At 65.7% G+C, this 15,601-nt stretch carries 10 protein-coding genes; all 10 read left to right on the forward strand.

The features are described 5' to 3' along the window. The 10 genes from BMY12_RS07030 (at position 1) to BMY12_RS07075 (ending at position 15,379) form a co-directional block, all read left to right on the forward strand. Positions 1 to 963, forward strand: a complete 963-nt coding sequence (locus tag BMY12_RS07030) for a WD40/YVTN/BNR-like repeat-containing protein (protein ID WP_177188888.1) — start codon at positions 1 to 3, stop codon at positions 961 to 963. A 56-nt stretch (positions 964 to 1,019) separates the two neighbouring features. After that, positions 1,020 to 2,951 carry a DUF1302 family protein gene (locus BMY12_RS07035; protein ID WP_245732386.1) on the forward strand — a complete coding sequence of 644 codons (1,932 nt, stop codon included), beginning with the start codon at positions 1,020 to 1,022 and terminating at the stop codon, positions 2,949 to 2,951. A gap of 126 nt (positions 2,952 to 3,077) precedes the next feature. Next, positions 3,078 to 4,457 (forward strand): DUF1329 domain-containing protein, encoded by a 1,380-nt coding sequence (locus tag BMY12_RS07040; protein WP_093283824.1) that lies wholly within the window; start codon positions 3,078 to 3,080, stop codon positions 4,455 to 4,457. Between the two features lie 188 nt (positions 4,458 to 4,645). After that, a complete protein-coding gene (locus tag BMY12_RS07045; protein ID WP_093283827.1) occupies positions 4,646 to 6,586 on the forward strand; it encodes a hydantoinase/oxoprolinase family protein in 1,941 nt (646 codons plus the stop codon). Positions 6,587 to 6,604: 18 nt separating this feature from the next. After that, positions 6,605 to 7,039 (forward strand): acetone carboxylase subunit gamma, encoded by a 435-nt coding sequence (locus BMY12_RS07050; RefSeq protein WP_093283829.1) that lies wholly within the window; start codon positions 6,605 to 6,607, stop codon positions 7,037 to 7,039. A 25-nt stretch (positions 7,040 to 7,064) separates the two neighbouring features. Further along, entirely contained in the window at positions 7,065 to 9,194 is a 2,130-nt protein-coding gene (locus BMY12_RS07055; RefSeq protein WP_093283832.1) for a hydantoinase/oxoprolinase family protein, read from the forward strand. Between the two features lie 110 nt (positions 9,195 to 9,304). Continuing rightward, positions 9,305 to 11,578, forward strand: coding sequence for a hydantoinase B/oxoprolinase family protein (locus BMY12_RS07060; RefSeq protein ID WP_093283834.1), 2,274 nt, complete (start codon positions 9,305 to 9,307; stop codon positions 11,576 to 11,578). 97 nt (positions 11,579 to 11,675) lie between these two features. Continuing rightward, positions 11,676 to 12,503: a glucose 1-dehydrogenase gene (locus BMY12_RS07065; RefSeq protein WP_093283889.1), complete on the forward strand. Its 828-nt coding sequence runs from the start codon at positions 11,676 to 11,678 to the stop codon at positions 12,501 to 12,503. After that, the gene (locus BMY12_RS07070) at positions 12,500 to 13,333 is read left to right on the forward strand and encodes a hypothetical protein (protein ID WP_093283837.1); all 834 of its coding nucleotides are present in this window, start codon (positions 12,500 to 12,502) and stop codon (positions 13,331 to 13,333) included. The genes BMY12_RS07065 and BMY12_RS07070 overlap by 4 nt, the downstream gene beginning before the upstream one ends. Positions 13,334 to 13,354: 21 nt before the next feature. After that, positions 13,355 to 15,379: an acetoacetate--CoA ligase gene (locus BMY12_RS07075; protein ID WP_093283839.1), complete on the forward strand. Its 2,025-nt coding sequence runs from the start codon at positions 13,355 to 13,357 to the stop codon at positions 15,377 to 15,379. Positions 15,380 to 15,601: the final 222 nt, after the last annotated feature.

A 15,601-nucleotide genomic window follows, 5' to 3' on the forward strand; every position in this document is an offset into this window, starting at 1 on the left:
ATGCGCAAATCCCGCCATTCGATCCAGCGCTTGCTGGCCGGCAGCACGCTGCTGGCGAGTCTCGCCGCCACCGCACTGGCCCCGCCTTCGCTGCAGGTGCTGCTCAAGGGCACGCCGCACGATGCCTTGTTCGCGGTCAGCTTTGATCGCGAGCAGGGCCTGGCGGTGGGCGCCGGCGGCGCGATCTTCGACAGCCGCGACGGCGGCAGGACCTGGAGCGCCGTGACGCCCGCACCCACCGAGCTGGGTCTGATGGGCGTGAGTGCTGCAGCGGGACGCGCGCTGGCCGTGGGTCAGTACGGCCTGGTGCTGCGCCGTGAAGGCAGCGGCGCCTGGCAGCAGGCCGAGAGCGGCAGCAAGCAGCGCCTGTTCGCGGTGAGTCTGAATGCACAAGGCCAGGCGGTGGCGGTTGGTGCTTTCGGCACCGTGCTGTTCAGCAGCGATGCCGGCAAGAGCTGGCAGGCGGTGGCACCGGACTGGACGCCCTACACCAGCGATGGCCAGCAACCGCATCTGTACGCCAGCAGCATCGACGAAGCCGGCAACCTGCTGGTGGCCGGCGAGTTCGGGCTGATCCTGCGGCGCAGCGTGCAAAGCGGCGACTGGCAGCTGCTGCACAAGGGCGATGCCTCGCTGTTCGCGCTGCGGCTCGACAAGAACGGCCACACCTGGGCAGTTGGCCAGAGCGGCTGCGTGCTGCGCAGCGAAGACCAGGGCCAGAGCTGGCAGACGGTGGACATCGGCAGTCAGGCGAATCTGCTCGGCATCCAGGATGGCGGCCCGGGCGAGGTACTGATCACCGGCATGCGCGAGGCACTGCGCAGTACTGACGGTGGCAGCAGCTGGCAGGCCTTGCGCGATCCGCTGGTGCCGGCGTCCTGGTTTGCCGGCATCGCGCAGGCCGGGGATGGCGCGCTGATCACGGTAGGCAACAACGGGCAGATCGTGCGCATCAAGAATTGAAAACGAGCGCGCCGTTCCGGCGCTGGTACAGGCTTTACGACCATGGGGAGAGCATGATGAAAAGGCTGGAGAAGACGCTGTTGGCAATGGCCACGGGCGCGGCGCTGCTGGGGCCGGCACTGGCCAGCGCGCAGGAGGAATCGCAGGGCTGGTTCAGCGGGCTGGATTACACGCTCGGCGGCTTCATCCGTCCCGAGCTGGTGTTCAAGACCGGGGATGAGAATCCCAACAACCAGGACGGCAATCCCTACAACGGCCGCAGCGTGCAGCGCGTGCCGGGCACGCCGGTGCCGGGCGTCAACGCGCTGAGCTTCGAGATTCCCAATCCGCTGCTGGCCGACACCATCGCGCGCCCCATCGCCAGCTCCGACAACTGGACCAGCTACCACATCCTGCGCGGCGAGCTGGAGCTGGGCCTGCACTTCAATGCCGACCTGGGCCTGGTGGCGCGCGTGCGCGGCATCTACGATCCCGGCCACTACGATGAGTTCGATGCGCGCTCGGTGGCGGATGATCGCGGCGGCATCAGCGGCGGCGATCCGGCGCTGTATCAGGGCAAGCCCAATTACTTCGCCTATCACGCCGAAGGCAGCGGCAAGCCCAATCCCCTGGAATGGTCGGGCCGCAACTACATGGTGTACTTCCCGGCCCTGTTCTTCGACTTCAACCACGGCCCGCTGAACGTGCGCCTGGGCAATCAGCAGATCGCCTGGGGCCAGGCCCTGTTCTTCCGCGTCTTCGATGTGCCCAATGGCCTGGACCTGCGTCGCCACAGCATTCTCGATTACGCGCAGGAAGAGTATTCCGACAAACGCGTGCCCTCGCTGGCCCTGCGTGTCGGCTATCAGATCACCGACGAGCTGCTGGCCGATGCCTACTTCCAGAAGTTCCAGCCCACGGTCTTCGGCAATCCCAACACCGCCTACAACGTCATTCCCGCGCAGTTCACCGTGCATGATCTGTATGGCAACTACGACAACAAGTTCAGCTACGGTCTGCGCCTGAAGGGCAATTACGGGCAGTGGGGCTTCCAGGCCATGGCGGTGCGCCGCTACAACCCGGACGGCGTATTCCGCTGGACCGCTTCGGGCGTGGACAAGGCCCTGCCCAGCAGCAATCCCCTGGGTCTGGTCGAGAACACCCTGCATCCCACCGGCCCGATCATGGCGCAGACCGCGTTTGAAGCCTCACCGGGCGGCGTGTATTCGGCTGACGAGTGGTTCCACTACGCCGCCATGGTGCGCCTGGATGGCGTGGCCGGTCTCAACGCCGGCATCGACGAGTTCCAGCCTGCCACCGGTCAGCTGCTGGCCTCGCATGCCGACACCTTCAATGCCGCGCACAACGAGCTCGACACCTTCTTCATCGCTGCCGGCGGCAGTCTGCGCGGTCACATCGCCCGCGAGTATTTCCAGGAGAACGTGTTCGGCCTGGGCGCGAGCTATGTCACCGAGGGTGAACCCGGCTCGATTCTCGATCAGCTGATCATCAATCTGGAAACCTCGTACACGCCCAACCGCGTCTTCACCAATCCCTCGCTGTCCCGCAATTACCTGCGCGAAGGCAATTCGATCAGCGCCCTGGTGATGGAGAAGTATTACCGCTTCACCCAGGCCTTCCCGGCCACCTACTTCGTCTTCCAGGCCATGCATCGCACCAAGGACGATCTGTTCGGCCGTTCGCTCAAGGGTTATGGCGGTACCGATACCTCGGTGCCCACCGGCCTGTCCGGCGGTTCCAACTATCTGGTCTTCGCCTTCCAGCAGCCCTTCCCCCAGGACATCTATCGCGCCGCCTTCGCCGCGCTCTACGACCCCAAGGGCGGTCTGCTCCTGCAGCCCGGCATCAAGTGGAAACCCTCCGGTCCCTGGACCATCGAAGCCTTCTACACCTACATCGATACCGTCTACGGCAATCCCAACAACAACGCCCTCTCCACCGCCAAGTTCGCCAACGAGGGAACCATACGCGTCGGATATCAGTTCTAGCAGCGGCCTGAAAAACGCCAGGGATGGCGTTTTTCGGCCCGCCGCCTACACCCCTTGCCGCAATTTGCGGACTCCACGCCGGCAAATGGCCTCCTCGTTTGCCGGCTTCTTTTTTGAACCTTTCCCATGCGCCTGCTCCGCTACGACCGCCAGTACAGCCGCCGCCATTTCCTGCAGGCCGTGCGCAGCGGCGCGGTCGCCGGCGGCGTGCTGATGCCGCTGTGGGACGCCATCGCCCAGAACGGCGAGGCGGCCAAGGCCTATCCGGAAGAGCTGCAGTCGCTGGAAGCCTACACGCGCGGCCGGCTCAAGGCCGGTGATGAGATTGATGCCGGCAATGTCGAACTGGTGAAGGACTTGCTGGAACCGATCAAGTATCAGCAGATCGCGCGCCTGGGCCGGCGCCTGAAGGTGGTGCCTACCACGCAGGACATCATGCGCCTGAGTCCCTGGGAGTATCTGGAAGCCACGGTGCGCAATCGCGGCCTGGCGCGCTTCGATGCGCAGGGCAATGTGGTGGTGGAAGGCGGCAAGCCCTGGATCGGCGGCAATCCCTTTCCCGCGCCGCAAACGCCGGTGGAGCTGTTCGCAGGGCTCACCCTGAGCTGGGGCCGGCACGACGCCAGCTTCTATGCCATCCGCGAGTACGATCTGGCCGCCAGCGGCGAGATCGAATACGAGTACGAATCCGGCTGGGCGGAATTCTCGCCGGTGGCGCGCGTCACGCTCACGCCCAAACCCTACTGGCCCGGCAGGGAAGACAAGCTGCGCTACCAGTCGGTGTTCTTCGTCTCGCCCGACAGCATCAAGGGCACCTCGTTTCTCAATATCTGGCCCTATGACCAGCACCAGTTTCCGGAACTCTATGGCTATGTCGCGGCCTTCAAGCGCATCCGCCAGTTCCCCACCAACCAGCGCTTCGAGCCGCTGATTCCCGGTTCCACCCTGTATCTCTCCGACGCCTGGGCCGCCGGCGATCCGCTCTACACCTGGGGCAATTACCGGGTGGTGTCGCGCGGACCACTGCTGGCCTCGGTGTCCGGCGCCTGGAATGCCGGACATCCGAACTGGCAGCACAACACCCATGGCGGTCCCAAGGGCAAGACCTTCTGGGACACGCAGGTGGAATTCGTGCCGGAAGCCATCGTCGTCGAAGCCGAACCGCTGAAGTTTCCCCGCGCGCCGGTGAGCAGGAAACGCGTCTGGTTCGATGCCCGTACCCAGCTACCCATCGCCATGGTCAGCTACGACCGTCGCGGCGAGCCCTACCGCAGCTTCGACGGCGCCTACGCGCTCTACGAGTCCGGCGCGCGGCGGGTGATGGACGGCCAGCATCCTTACTGGTCCTGGGGCCATGTGCATGCCTTCGACATCCAGACCGGACGCATGACACGCCTGGAACAGGTGCGGCGGATCAGCGGCGGGCATGACTTCAAGGTCAACGACCCGGGCATCTTCGACTGCTACCTCACCAATGCCGCGCTGATGCGTCTGGCCGCCAGCTGAAGGCGGCAAAAACTACCCGACAGGGTAGCGGCTTTGCCTGGCCGCGCGATTAGTCTGCTCCCACGGTCGTCGGCCCGCCCTGCGCGAGAGCGCCGACGCAAAAGCCAATAAAAGAGGAGAGGCATCGTGAGCAGTTCCATCCACGGCGGCGCCGTGCGCGTCGCTGTCCATTCTTTCGGGAGTTCCACATGAGCGTCAGCGCCCAGAGCATGGCGTCGCAGGCCGGCAAGCTCATCAACATCGACAACGGCGGCACCCTCACCGATTTCTGCCTGATCGATGGCGAGATGGTCTACCGCACCAAGTCGGTGACCACCCCCTACGATCTGTCGAAGTGCTTCTTCGACGGCCTGCGCAAGCTCAGCAGCGCGGTGTACGGCAAGGAAGACCTGCTGCGCCTGCTGCTGTCCACCGACCACATCCGCTATTCCACCACGCAGGGCACCAATGCCCTGGTGGAACGCAAGGGGCAACGCCTGGGCCTGCTGCTGTCGGATATCGACGCCGCCCGCCTGCAGGCCGATGCGCAGAGCCGCGATGTCTTCGCCAGCCTGGTGGCAACACGCGTCGCCAGCCTGGATCTGAACCAGCCGGAAGCCGAGCTGGAGCTGAACCTCACCCGCGCCATCAACAATCTCGCCTCCGAAGGCGCCAACCGCATCGTGGTGGCGGTGGGCGGCGCCGGCCGTGAAGCCGCCGAGCAGCGCCTCAAGCGCATCCTGCTGAAGAAGTTTCCGCCGCATCTGCTCGGCGCGATTCCGCTGCTCTACTCGCATGAGGTGGTGCAGGACGAGGACGACAGCCGCCGCGTCTGGAGCGCGCTGTTCAATGCCTTCCTGCATCCGGCGATGGAGCGCTTCCTGTACAACGCCGAGCACCGCCTGCGCGAGTACAAGACCAAGAACCCGCTGCTGATCTTCCGCAACGACGGCGCCTCGGCGCGCATCTCGCGCACGGCGGCGGTGAAGACTTATTCCTCCGGCCCGCGCGGCGGCGCCGAAGGCGGCAAGGCCCTGGCACAGCACTATGGCTTCAAGCAGCTGCTGGGCATGGACATCGGCGGCACCACCACCGACCTGAGCCTGGTCTCGGGCGGTCAGGTGCGCACCGAGCGTCGCGGCAGGATCGAAGGCGTGAGCACCTCGCTGCCGCTCTGCGATGTGCTCAGCGTCGGCGTCGGCGGCTCGTCCATCATCAAGGTCGTGGGCGAGCGCATCCAGGTGGGTCCGGAATCCGTGGGCGGCGCGCCGGGACCGGCCTGCTTCGGTCTGGGCGGCACGCAGGCCACCATCACCGATGCCTTCCTGGTGCTAGGGCTGCTCGATCCGGCCAGCTACTTCGGCGGCGAGCTGAAGATCGATATCGAACGCGCGCGCGCCGCCATCAGCGAACACATCGCCAAACCGCTGAAGCTCTCCGTGGAAGACGCCGCGCAGGCCATGGAACAGGCCTGGGTACTGAAGGTGGCCGACGCCCTGAAGGCCTACGCCCGCATCGACGCCGACACCACGCTCGCCGCCTTCGGTGGCGGCGGCCCCTTCGTGGCCTGTCGCATCGCCGAAGCCGCCGGCATCCGGCAGGTGGTGATTCCCGGTCTGGCGGCGGTGTTCTCCGCCTTCGGCATCGGCTTTTCCGATATCGCACACGAGTACGAACTGCCGCTGGCCAGCCGCGACGCCGCCGGCCTGCGTGCCGCGCGCGAGCAGCTGCTGGAACGCGCCAAGCGCGGCATGTTCGCCGAAGGCTTTGATCTGGCCAGCTGCCAGATCGAAAGTTTCCTGCAGCACGAGGACACGCTGCTGCCGCTCAGCGGCGAGGCCCTGCCCGCGAAGCTGCCCGCACAGGGCGCGCTGAGCCTGCTGCTGAAAGTCACCCGCCCCATCGCCCGCGCGCAGCTCTCCGGCAGCTTCGGCAAGGCCCAGGCGGCGGCCAAGCCCGCCGGCAAGCGCGAGCTGCTGGCCGGCGGCAAGCACCAGGCCGTGCCGCTGTATCGCGTCGAGGAGCAGAGCGGCGGCGTGAAGGCCGCCGGCCCCTGCGTGCTGGAAGAAAGCTTCTTCACCGGCCGCGTCGAAGCCGGCTGGCAATTCGAAATCAATGCGGCAGGCGACATCCTGCTGAGCCGCGCCTGATCGCGAGGCAACCCGAACATGAAAGTCCTGATCACCGAATATCTGCGCATCAACCTCGATACCGAGCAATGGGAATGCCGCCGCTGCGGCCACGAACATGGCAGCGCGCGCGACAACTACAAGAAGGGCCTGCTGGTTTATGACCGCGACCCGCGCGAGGTCCACAAGCCGCTGCTGGACCCCGCCAAGTACGAGCGCACCTACTCGCCCGATCCCAACTGGTGCCGCATCCTGGAGTACTACTGCGCGCAGTGCGGAACCCTGGTGGAAGCCGAATACCTGCCGCCCGGTCATCCGCCGCTGCACGACATCGAACTGGATATCGATGCGCTGAAGCTGCAATGGAAGGATCGCCAGGAAGTCACCGAACCGCCTGTCGGCCCGGACCTCGCCCTGGAGAAGGTCCTCAACCATCGCGCCCTGCATGCCAGGACGCACGGCCATCAGCACTGAAGAACCGCGAGCCTAGAGACAAGCGATGAAACGAGTATCCGTCGATATCGGTGGCACGTTCACCGACTGCTTCGTGGTCTGGGACAACCAGTACATCGAAGGCAAGGCCCTGACCACGCATCACAACCTGGCCCTGGGCTTCAATGACTCGCTGGGCGATGCCTGCCGCCAGCTGAAGCTGGAGCCGGCCACGCTGCTCTCGGAAGTGGATTCGGTGCGCTATTCCACGACCCTGGGCACCAATGCCCTGATCGAGCGCAAGGGGCCGCGCGTGGGCCTGCTGGTCACCACCGGCTTCAAGAGCACCATCCCGCTGTCGCGTGCGCGCGGCTACGGCGAAGGCCTGCCGGAATCCGCGCAGATGGACATCCCCAATGCCTCGCGCCCGCAGCCCATCGTGCCCATTCCGATGATCCGCGAGGTGCGCGAGCGCGTGGATTATCTGGGCAAGGTGTTCTGGGATCTGGACGAGGACGATGTGCGCCTGCGCATCCGCGAGCTGGTGGACGCCGGCGCCGAAGCGCTGGTGGTGATGTTCACCAACAGCGTGGTCAATCCCGCGCACGAGCTGCGCGTGCGCGAGATTTTCCTGGAGGAATATCCCGCGCATCTGCTCGGCGCCATTCCCATGCTGCTCTCGCATCAGGTGGCCGGCCGCAAGGGCGAGTATGCGCGCGGCACCTCCACGATCATGGACGCCTTCCTGCACCAGATCATGTATCACGGTCTGGGCACGCTGGAACTCAACCTGCGCGCGCAGGGCTATACCAAGCCCATGCTGGTCAGCCACAACTCCGGCGGCATGGCGCAGCTCAATTCCACCGACGCGCTGCAGACCGTGCACTCCGGCCCGGTGTCCGGCATCGCCGCCAGCGAGCATCTGGCGGCGGTGGCCCAGCTGGGCAATGTGGTGGCCACCGACATGGGCGGCACCAGCTTCGACATCGGCATCGTCGATCAGGGCGGCGTGAAGCATTACGACTTCAATCCGGTGATCGACCGCTGGCTGGTGTCCATTCCCATGGTGCATCTGGTCACGCTCGGCGCCGGTGGCGGTTCCATCGCGCGCTACGACCGTCTGTTCGGCTCGGTGGAAATCGGTCCGCAGTCGGCGGGCTCCGATCCGGGCCCGGCCTGCTACGACCGTGGCGGCCTCAAGCCCACGGTCACCGATGCCGACCTGCTGCTGGGTTATCTGGACCCGAAGAACTACGCCGGCGGCCGCATCCCGCTCAATGCCCGCCGCGCACGCCAGGCCGTGGAAGATCAGCTCTGCGATGAGCTGGACATGGACGTGGTGGCATGCGCCAAGCTGATCAAGCGCAATGTCGATGCGAGCATGGCCAATGGCATCGCCACCGAGCTGCGCACGCGCGGCTATGAACCCCGCGACTTCACCATCCTGGCCTATGGCGGCAACGGCCCGCTGCATGCCTGTGGCATCGCCAATGCGCTGGGCGTGAGCCGGATCCTGGCGCCGCCCTACTCCTCCACCTTCTCGGCTTGCGGCGCCGGCAACGTCAACCAGATGCACATCCACGAGATGAGCACCTGGACCGTGCTGTTCGACGCCAATGCCAAGACCTTCTTCTCCGACTACGACAGCTTCAACGCCCATGTCGAGGAGCTGGAACGGCGCGGCCGCGAGGACCTGACGCGTCAGGGCATGAACGCCGCCGATGTGCGCTACCGCCTGGAGCTGGACATGCGCTACGGCAACCAGCGCGTGCAGACCGCTGTGGTCACGCCGCTGCTGCGTCTGAAATCGCAGAAGGACGTGCTGGCGCTGATGGACCAGTTCCATCAGAGCTACGGCGCGCGCTTCGGCGAAGGCAGCCAGTCGCCGGAAACCGGCGTGCGCATCAACACCCTGCGCGTCTGCGCCTATGTGGAACAGCCCAAGGTCACCTTCGCGCCGCTCACGCTCACCGACAAGACCCTGCCGCCGCCCGCGCCGGTGGGCCAGCGCGAATGCCATTTCGTCAGTCGCGACAAGCCGCTGGCCACGCCGATCTACGACGAGCAGGCCCTGGCCGAAGGCACGCGCATCGCCGGCCCCGCCATCGTGGTCACCCGCGCCACCACCTATCTGGTGGAACCGGACTGGACCTATCAGGCCGCGGCGCAAGGCGGCGTGTGGTTCTTTAAACAGTAATCGCAGTTCGTAGGGCGGGTTAGGCGCGACAGCGCCGTAACCCGCCATCACGCGCGGTCCGGCGGGTTACGCGCCTTGTGGCGCTAACCCGCCCTACGAAGGAGAGACAAATGCACGACAAGATTTCTGCCGAAGAACAGGTCCTGATCGACAAGTTCCTCGCCGACAACAAGCTGTTCCTCGGCCCCGATCCCGAGATCATGCGCAATCACTCGATCCAGCCGCGCTCCAGCGTGGAGGACGAGATCCTGAAGAAGGGCCTGGACACGCATCAGGTGCACCATGTGCGCGGCCTGATCAATGCCGCGCTCTCGGAAGCCTTCAGCATGGTCAACCAGATGGGTGCTGCGCCCGGCGCCAAATGGGGCGATCTGGTCACCGGCATCTACACCGCGCAGGGCGATCTGGCCATGATCGCGCCGCACGGCATCATCGCCTTCGCCGCCTGCTGCTTCTATCCGATCCGCTTCATCATCAAGAACTGGATCACCGACCCCACCGTGGGTGTTAAGGACGGCGACGGCTTCATCCACAACGACGCGCGCTACGGCGGGGTGCACAACACCGACCAGTCGATGATGATGCCGCTGTTCTACAAGGGCGAGCTGGTGTGCTGGCTGTCCAGCACCATCCACGAGGGCGAGAACGGTGCCTGCGAGCCGGGCGGCATGCCGGCCGCTGCGGAGAGCAAGTACGACGAGGGCATCAAGATGTCGCCCTTCAAGGTGGTGGAGAACTTCCGCCTGAAGCGCGACCTGGTCACCTTCCTGCAGAACTCGGTGCGCGATCCCAAGCTGCAGCTGGAAGACATGAAGGTGAAGCTGCACGCGGTGATGCGCCTGCGGGAACGCATCATCGCCATCCTCGACCAGTTCGGTCGCGACGCGCTGATGGGCACGCTGCGCCTGCATCTGGAAGACACCGAAACCGAGATGCGCCGCCGCATCCGCGAGATGCCGGACGGCACCACGCGCGTGCTGCAGTTCATGGACTCCAGCCTGCGCGAGAACTGCCTGCAGAAGCTGAGCCTGGCGATCACGGTCAAGGGCGAGCGCCTGATCATGGACTTCCGCGGCAGCGCGCCGCAGTTCATGAACCGCGCGGTGAACACCAACATCGCCTCGTTCAAGGCGGCGCTGTGCACCGGCCTGCTGCAGAACATCTGGCCGGATCTGCCGCACACCATGGCGGTGCTCTCGCCCATCGAGATCATCAGCGACCGCAACTCGATCATCGACGCCGAAGGCGAGATGCCGCAGGCCATGAGCCTGATGCCGATGTTCAAGGCCTGCGTGGCCTGGACCATCCCGATGAACAAGCTCAACTACAGCGTGCCGACGCGCTACTCGGCGATCATCGCCTCGCAGTACGACCAGGCCGCCACCTTCATCTACGGCGGCCTCACCCAGCACGGCGATGTCACCGGCAACTTCTGCTCCGACATCAACGGCAACGGCCAGGGCGCGCGCAGCCATGCCGACGGCGAGCACTCGGTGTCGCCGGTGTTCGGCTTCATGTGCGATTCGGGCGAGCAGGAGATCAACGAGGAAGACACCCCCATCATCCGCCTGGGCGCACAGCGTCTGGCCAAGGACCGCATCGGCTGGGGCAAGTATCGCGGCGGCATGGGCTATGAGCAGATCGCCACCGCGCGCGGCTCGGGCATGTGGGGCTTCATGACCGGCTGCGAAGGCAGCAAGTTCCCCAGCGCGCAGGGCCTGTTCGGCGGCTATTCCTGCCCGTCCTACCAGCTGCTCAAGATCAAGGGCATCAACATCTTCGAAGAGCTGCGCAAGGACCCGAAGGTGGTGGAAGTGTTCGACATCGTCGAGCTGATGAACAAGCAGCCCATCAAGGGCGGCCAGTACAGCAGCAATGACATGGGCATGACCTTCGAGCTGTGCAATGAAGGCGAGATCTACATGATCTGCCAGGGTTCGGGCGGCGGTTACGGTGATGTGCTGGAACGCGATCCCAAGCTGGTGATGAAGGATCTGGCCGAAGACCTGATGTCGCACGAGAACGCGCGCGATATCTACAAGGTGGTCTACGACGAGAAGACCCTGATCGTGGATGAGCAGGCCACCGCCGAGCTGCGCGCGCAGACGCGCCTGGCGCGCATCCAGCGCGGCAAGCCTTTCGAGCAGTTCTGCATCGAATGGGTCAAGCCCGAGCCGCCCACCAACGTGCCCTACTTCGGCAGCTGGAACGACAACAGCGTGATCTGGACCGTGAATCCCGCCATCGGCCTGCGCAGCAACATGCCGGCCAGCGCGATGAGCGGCGTGTTCATGCCCAATCCCAAGGATCTGCAGATCCTGCAACTGCAGGCACAGAACGAGGCTTTGAAAGCGAAGCTGGCGGCGTGCGAAAGCAAGGCTTGAGCGGTGGGGAAGCGCGGCTTGCCCGTTCATCCCGATTCGGCACAACAGAACATCGAAGCGGATGAACGGGCAAGACCCGCCCATGGAGGAGAACCAGATGAGTGAGCAATACGATTACGGCAAGGCCTTTCGCCTCGACGGCAAGACCGCCCTGGTCAGCGGCGCGGCGCGCGGCATCGGCGCGGCCATCGCCCAGGCCCTGGCGCAGGCCGGCGCGGCGGTGGTGGTCAGCGATGTCGCCGAAGGCGCGGGCCGCGAGACGGTGGCCGCCATCGTCAAGGCCGGCGGTCGCGCCGCCTTCCAGAAGCTGGACGTGACGCAGGAAAGCCAGTGGCAGGCGGCGATTGCCGCGAGCATCGCGCAGTTCGGCGGCCTGGACGTGCTGGTCAACAATGCCGGCATCGAAACCAGCGCCCTGCTCACGCAGTGCTCGCTGGAAGACTTCCGCCGCGTGCAGCAGGTGAATGTCGAAGGCGTGTTCCTGGGCGTCAAGCACGCGGTGGCGGCGATGTCGCCCGGCGGCGCCGCCGGACGCGGCGGCAGCATCGTCAATCTGTCCTCGGTGGCGGGTCTGATCGGCACCACCGGACACATCGCCTATCACGCTTCCAAGGGCGCGGTGCGCCTGCTGACGAAAGCCGCTGCCGTGGAATGCGCGCAGCTGGGCACGGGGGTGCGCATCAACTCGGTCCATCCGGCCATCGTCGCCACCGCCATGGGCACGCAGTTCGTGCAGGACTTCGTGGATCTGAAAATCATGCCGGACTACGCCACCGCCGAGGCCGCGTTCAAGGCCGCGCATCCCATGGGCCGCTTCGGCGCACCCAGCGATATCGCCAGCGCGGTGCTGTACCTGGCCTCCGATGCCGCGCGCTGGATCACCGGCAGCGAGCTGGTGCTCGACGGCGGATACACCGCCGCATGAGCCAGCTCGACGCAGTGCTGCAGCGTGGCCATGCGCTGTGGCTGGACTACACGCGCTATGCCGGTGATCTGCTCGCCGGCGGGCGCATTCCCTGGCTGGACGCCACGGGCTACGTCGCCTGGCAGCGCAAGGCGCAGGGCCTGCTCAAGAGCGATGTGCTGAGTCTGGACGTGCAGCAGGTCGTGCTGGCCTGGCTGGCGGCGCACGGCGCGCTGCGCGAGGCCATGGCGGCCAAGCGCCGCGCGGTGTATCCGCTCAAGACCCTGCTTGCCGACGAAGCGCTGCGCGCGCATCTGCAGGAGCTGGCCGCCGGACTGCGCGCGAGCTTCGCGCAGACGCCGCTGGCCCTGGTCTGCCCCACGCCCAGGCTCTGGCTGCTGCAGGCCTATCGTCTCGCGCATGGCGACGAGGCACAGACCGAGATCGGCGAGGACGAGATCGACAGCGCCAGCCTGTATCTGGCCGACTTCCTGCGCGCCTTCGGCGAGTCCGGCCTGGATGTGCTGCTGCTCGGCGAAACCGCCGACAGCGAACCGGCCCCGCCGGCAGTGCTCGCCCTGTATCAGAGCGCCCTCAATGTCGCCGCCCACTATCGCTGGCGCTGCGCGCTGCTCTCGCCCGGCGGGCGCTGCGAAGATGCCGAGGGCATCGATCTGCAGATCGCGCCGCAGCCTGCGGCCAAGGGCCCCGCCGGTCTGCTGCTGGCTGCGGACTTCTGGGATGGCGCGCCGCCGCCGGCCTGTCCGCCCGGCGGCCTGCGTTATGTCGAAATCCCCGCCGGCGCGCAGCCGGAGGCCGTGCTGCAGCGTCTGGCCACGCTGCGCGGCTGATCACCCATTCGAGGAACAAGCATGGTTCGTGAAGGCGAACATCTCTGGAGCCCGCGTCCCGAATTCGTGGACCGCGCCAACATCACGCGCTACCAGCGCTATCTGCGCGAGCAGCATGGCTTGAGCTTTACCGACTACGAGGCGCTGTGGCGCTGGTCGGTGGAAGACGTGAGCCGCTTCTGGGCCACGATCTGGGATTACTTCCAGGTGCAGGCCAGCGCGCCGTATCAGCGCGTGCTCAGCGGCGCAGGCATGCTCGGCACGAAGTGGTTTGAAGGCGCGCGCCTGAACTACGCCGAGCATCTGCTGCGGCACGAGCAGGTCGCCGCGCCCGGCAAGACCGCGTTTCACCATCTCACCGAGAACCGCCCGCTGCGGCAGATGAGCTGGCAGGAGCTGGGCGCGCAGGTGCGCGTGCTGGCCACGCAGTTGCGCAAGCTGGGTTTGAAGCCCGGTGACCGCGTGGTCTCCTACATGCCCAATGTGCCGGAGACCGCGATTGCGATGATGGCCACGGTGGCCATCGGCGCGGTCTGGTCCTCGGCGGCGCCGGAGTTCGGCGTCAAGACCGTGGTCGAGCGCTTCACGCAGATTCAGCCCAAGCTGTTCTTTGCCGCCGACGGCTACCGTTTCGGCGGCCGCGATTTTTCGCGCGAGGACGAGGTGCGGCAGATCGCCGGCGCCTTGCCGAGCCTGGAACACATCGTCTGGCTGCCGTATCTGCATCCGTCGCCACCGCCCGCCGATCTGCCCGACACCGTGCTCTGGTCACAGCTGATGGACCACGCGCCGGTGCCGGCAGCGGACTTCGCCTACGAGCAGGTCGCGCATGACCATCCGCTGTGGGTGGTGTTCTCCTCCGGCACCACCGGCCTGCCCAAGGCCATCGTGCATGGTCACGCCGGCGCCCTGCTCGAACATCTCAAGGTGATGCATTTCCACATCAACCTCACGCCCGACTCGGCGATGTTCTTCTACAGCACCACGGGCTGGATGATGTGGAATCTGGTGATCGCTGCCCTGCTCACCGGCAGCGCGGCGGTGCTCTACGACGGCAGCCCGGTGCATCCGCAGCCGGACCTGCTCTGGAAGCTGGCCGCCGACACCGGCGCCACCAATTTCGGCGCCAGTCCCACCTTCGTGCAGATGATGGAGAAGGCCGGCCTCAAGCCCGGCGAGACTTACGATCTGTCACGCCTGGAAGCGGTGCTGGTGGCCGGCTCGCCGAGCACGCCGGAAACCTTCCAGTGGTTCTATCAGGCAGTGAAGTCGGATCTCTGGGTGACCTCGCAATCCGGCGGCACCGAGCTGTGCAGTGCCTTCGTCGGTGCCTCGCCCACGCTGCCGGTCTACGCCGGCGAGATCCAGTGCCGGCTGCTGGGCATGGACGTGCGTGCGCTGAGCGACGATGGCCAGCGCGAGCTGGTCGACGAGGTCGGCGAACTGGTGGCGGTGAAGCCCTTCCCCTCGATGCCGGTGCATTTCTGGAACGACACGGACGGCAAGCGCTATCGCGAGTCCTACTTCAATGTCTTCGAGCGCGAGGGCGCGCCGATCTGGCGTCATGGCGATTTCATCAAGATCAACGGCCGGGGCGGCTGCTTCATCTACGGCCGTTCCGACTCCACGCTCAACCGTCACGGTGTGCGCATCGGCACCGCCGAGATCTACCGCGCAGTGGAGCAGGTGCCGGAGGTGGCGGACAGCCTGATCGTCTGCGTGGAGCTGCCGGGCGGCAAGTTCTTCATGCCCTTGTTCGTGAAGCTCAAGGACGGCGCGGTTCTGGATGCCGGCATCGAGAAGCGCATCGTCGAACGCCTGCGCCAGGACTGCAGCCCCCGCCATGTCCCCGACCGCATCTATGCGGTGAACGCGGTGCCCTACACGCTGACCGGCAAGAAGATGGAAGTGCCGGTGCGCAAGCTTTTGCTGGGCATGCCGCTGGAGAAGGCAGCGAGCCGCGACGCGATGATGAATCCGGACGCCATCGATTACTTCGTGCGTTTTGCGCAGGAGTCGAAGGACTACCAATGGCGCGCGGCCTGAACACTTCACGTTCGGCGGGCACCTTCCAAGGCGCACGCACCAATGCCCTAACCCATACCGTAGGGCGGGTTAGGCGCGATAGCGCCGTGACCCGCCAAGCTTTGCTGTTGTTGCTAGTTTTTTTGCTTGATCTATTGCCTTCTTCCACCGCCCTTCGGCGGTGGAGTCACTTCTCTTTGCTTGTGCAAAGAGAAGTAACCAAGAGAAAGCACACCCCGGCTC

The sequence above is a fragment of the Solimonas aquatica genome, assembly GCF_900111015.1.
GTDB lineage: Bacteria > Pseudomonadota > Gammaproteobacteria > Nevskiales > Nevskiaceae > Solimonas > Solimonas aquatica.

Excerpts from the sequence above, each read along its gene's own strand:
- BMY12_RS07030 (WP_177188888.1), top strand. The coding sequence starts at position 1 with ATGCGCAAATCCCGCCATTCGATCCAGCGCTTGCTGGCCGGCAGCACG.
- BMY12_RS07035 (WP_245732386.1), top strand. The coding sequence starts at position 1,020 with ATGAAAAGGCTGGAGAAGACGCTGTTGGCAATGGCCACGGGCGCGGCG.
- BMY12_RS07040 (WP_093283824.1), top strand. The coding sequence starts at position 3,078 with ATGCGCCTGCTCCGCTACGACCGCCAGTACAGCCGCCGCCATTTCCTG.
- BMY12_RS07045 (WP_093283827.1), top strand. The coding sequence starts at position 4,646 with ATGAGCGTCAGCGCCCAGAGCATGGCGTCGCAGGCCGGCAAGCTCATC.
- BMY12_RS07050 (WP_093283829.1), top strand. The coding sequence starts at position 6,605 with ATGAAAGTCCTGATCACCGAATATCTGCGCATCAACCTCGATACCGAG.
- BMY12_RS07055 (WP_093283832.1), top strand. The coding sequence starts at position 7,065 with ATGAAACGAGTATCCGTCGATATCGGTGGCACGTTCACCGACTGCTTC.
- BMY12_RS07060 (WP_093283834.1), top strand. The coding sequence starts at position 9,305 with ATGCACGACAAGATTTCTGCCGAAGAACAGGTCCTGATCGACAAGTTC.
- BMY12_RS07065 (WP_093283889.1), top strand. The coding sequence starts at position 11,676 with ATGAGTGAGCAATACGATTACGGCAAGGCCTTTCGCCTCGACGGCAAG.
- BMY12_RS07070 (WP_093283837.1), top strand. The coding sequence starts at position 12,500 with ATGAGCCAGCTCGACGCAGTGCTGCAGCGTGGCCATGCGCTGTGGCTG.
- BMY12_RS07075 (WP_093283839.1), top strand. The coding sequence starts at position 13,355 with ATGGTTCGTGAAGGCGAACATCTCTGGAGCCCGCGTCCCGAATTCGTG.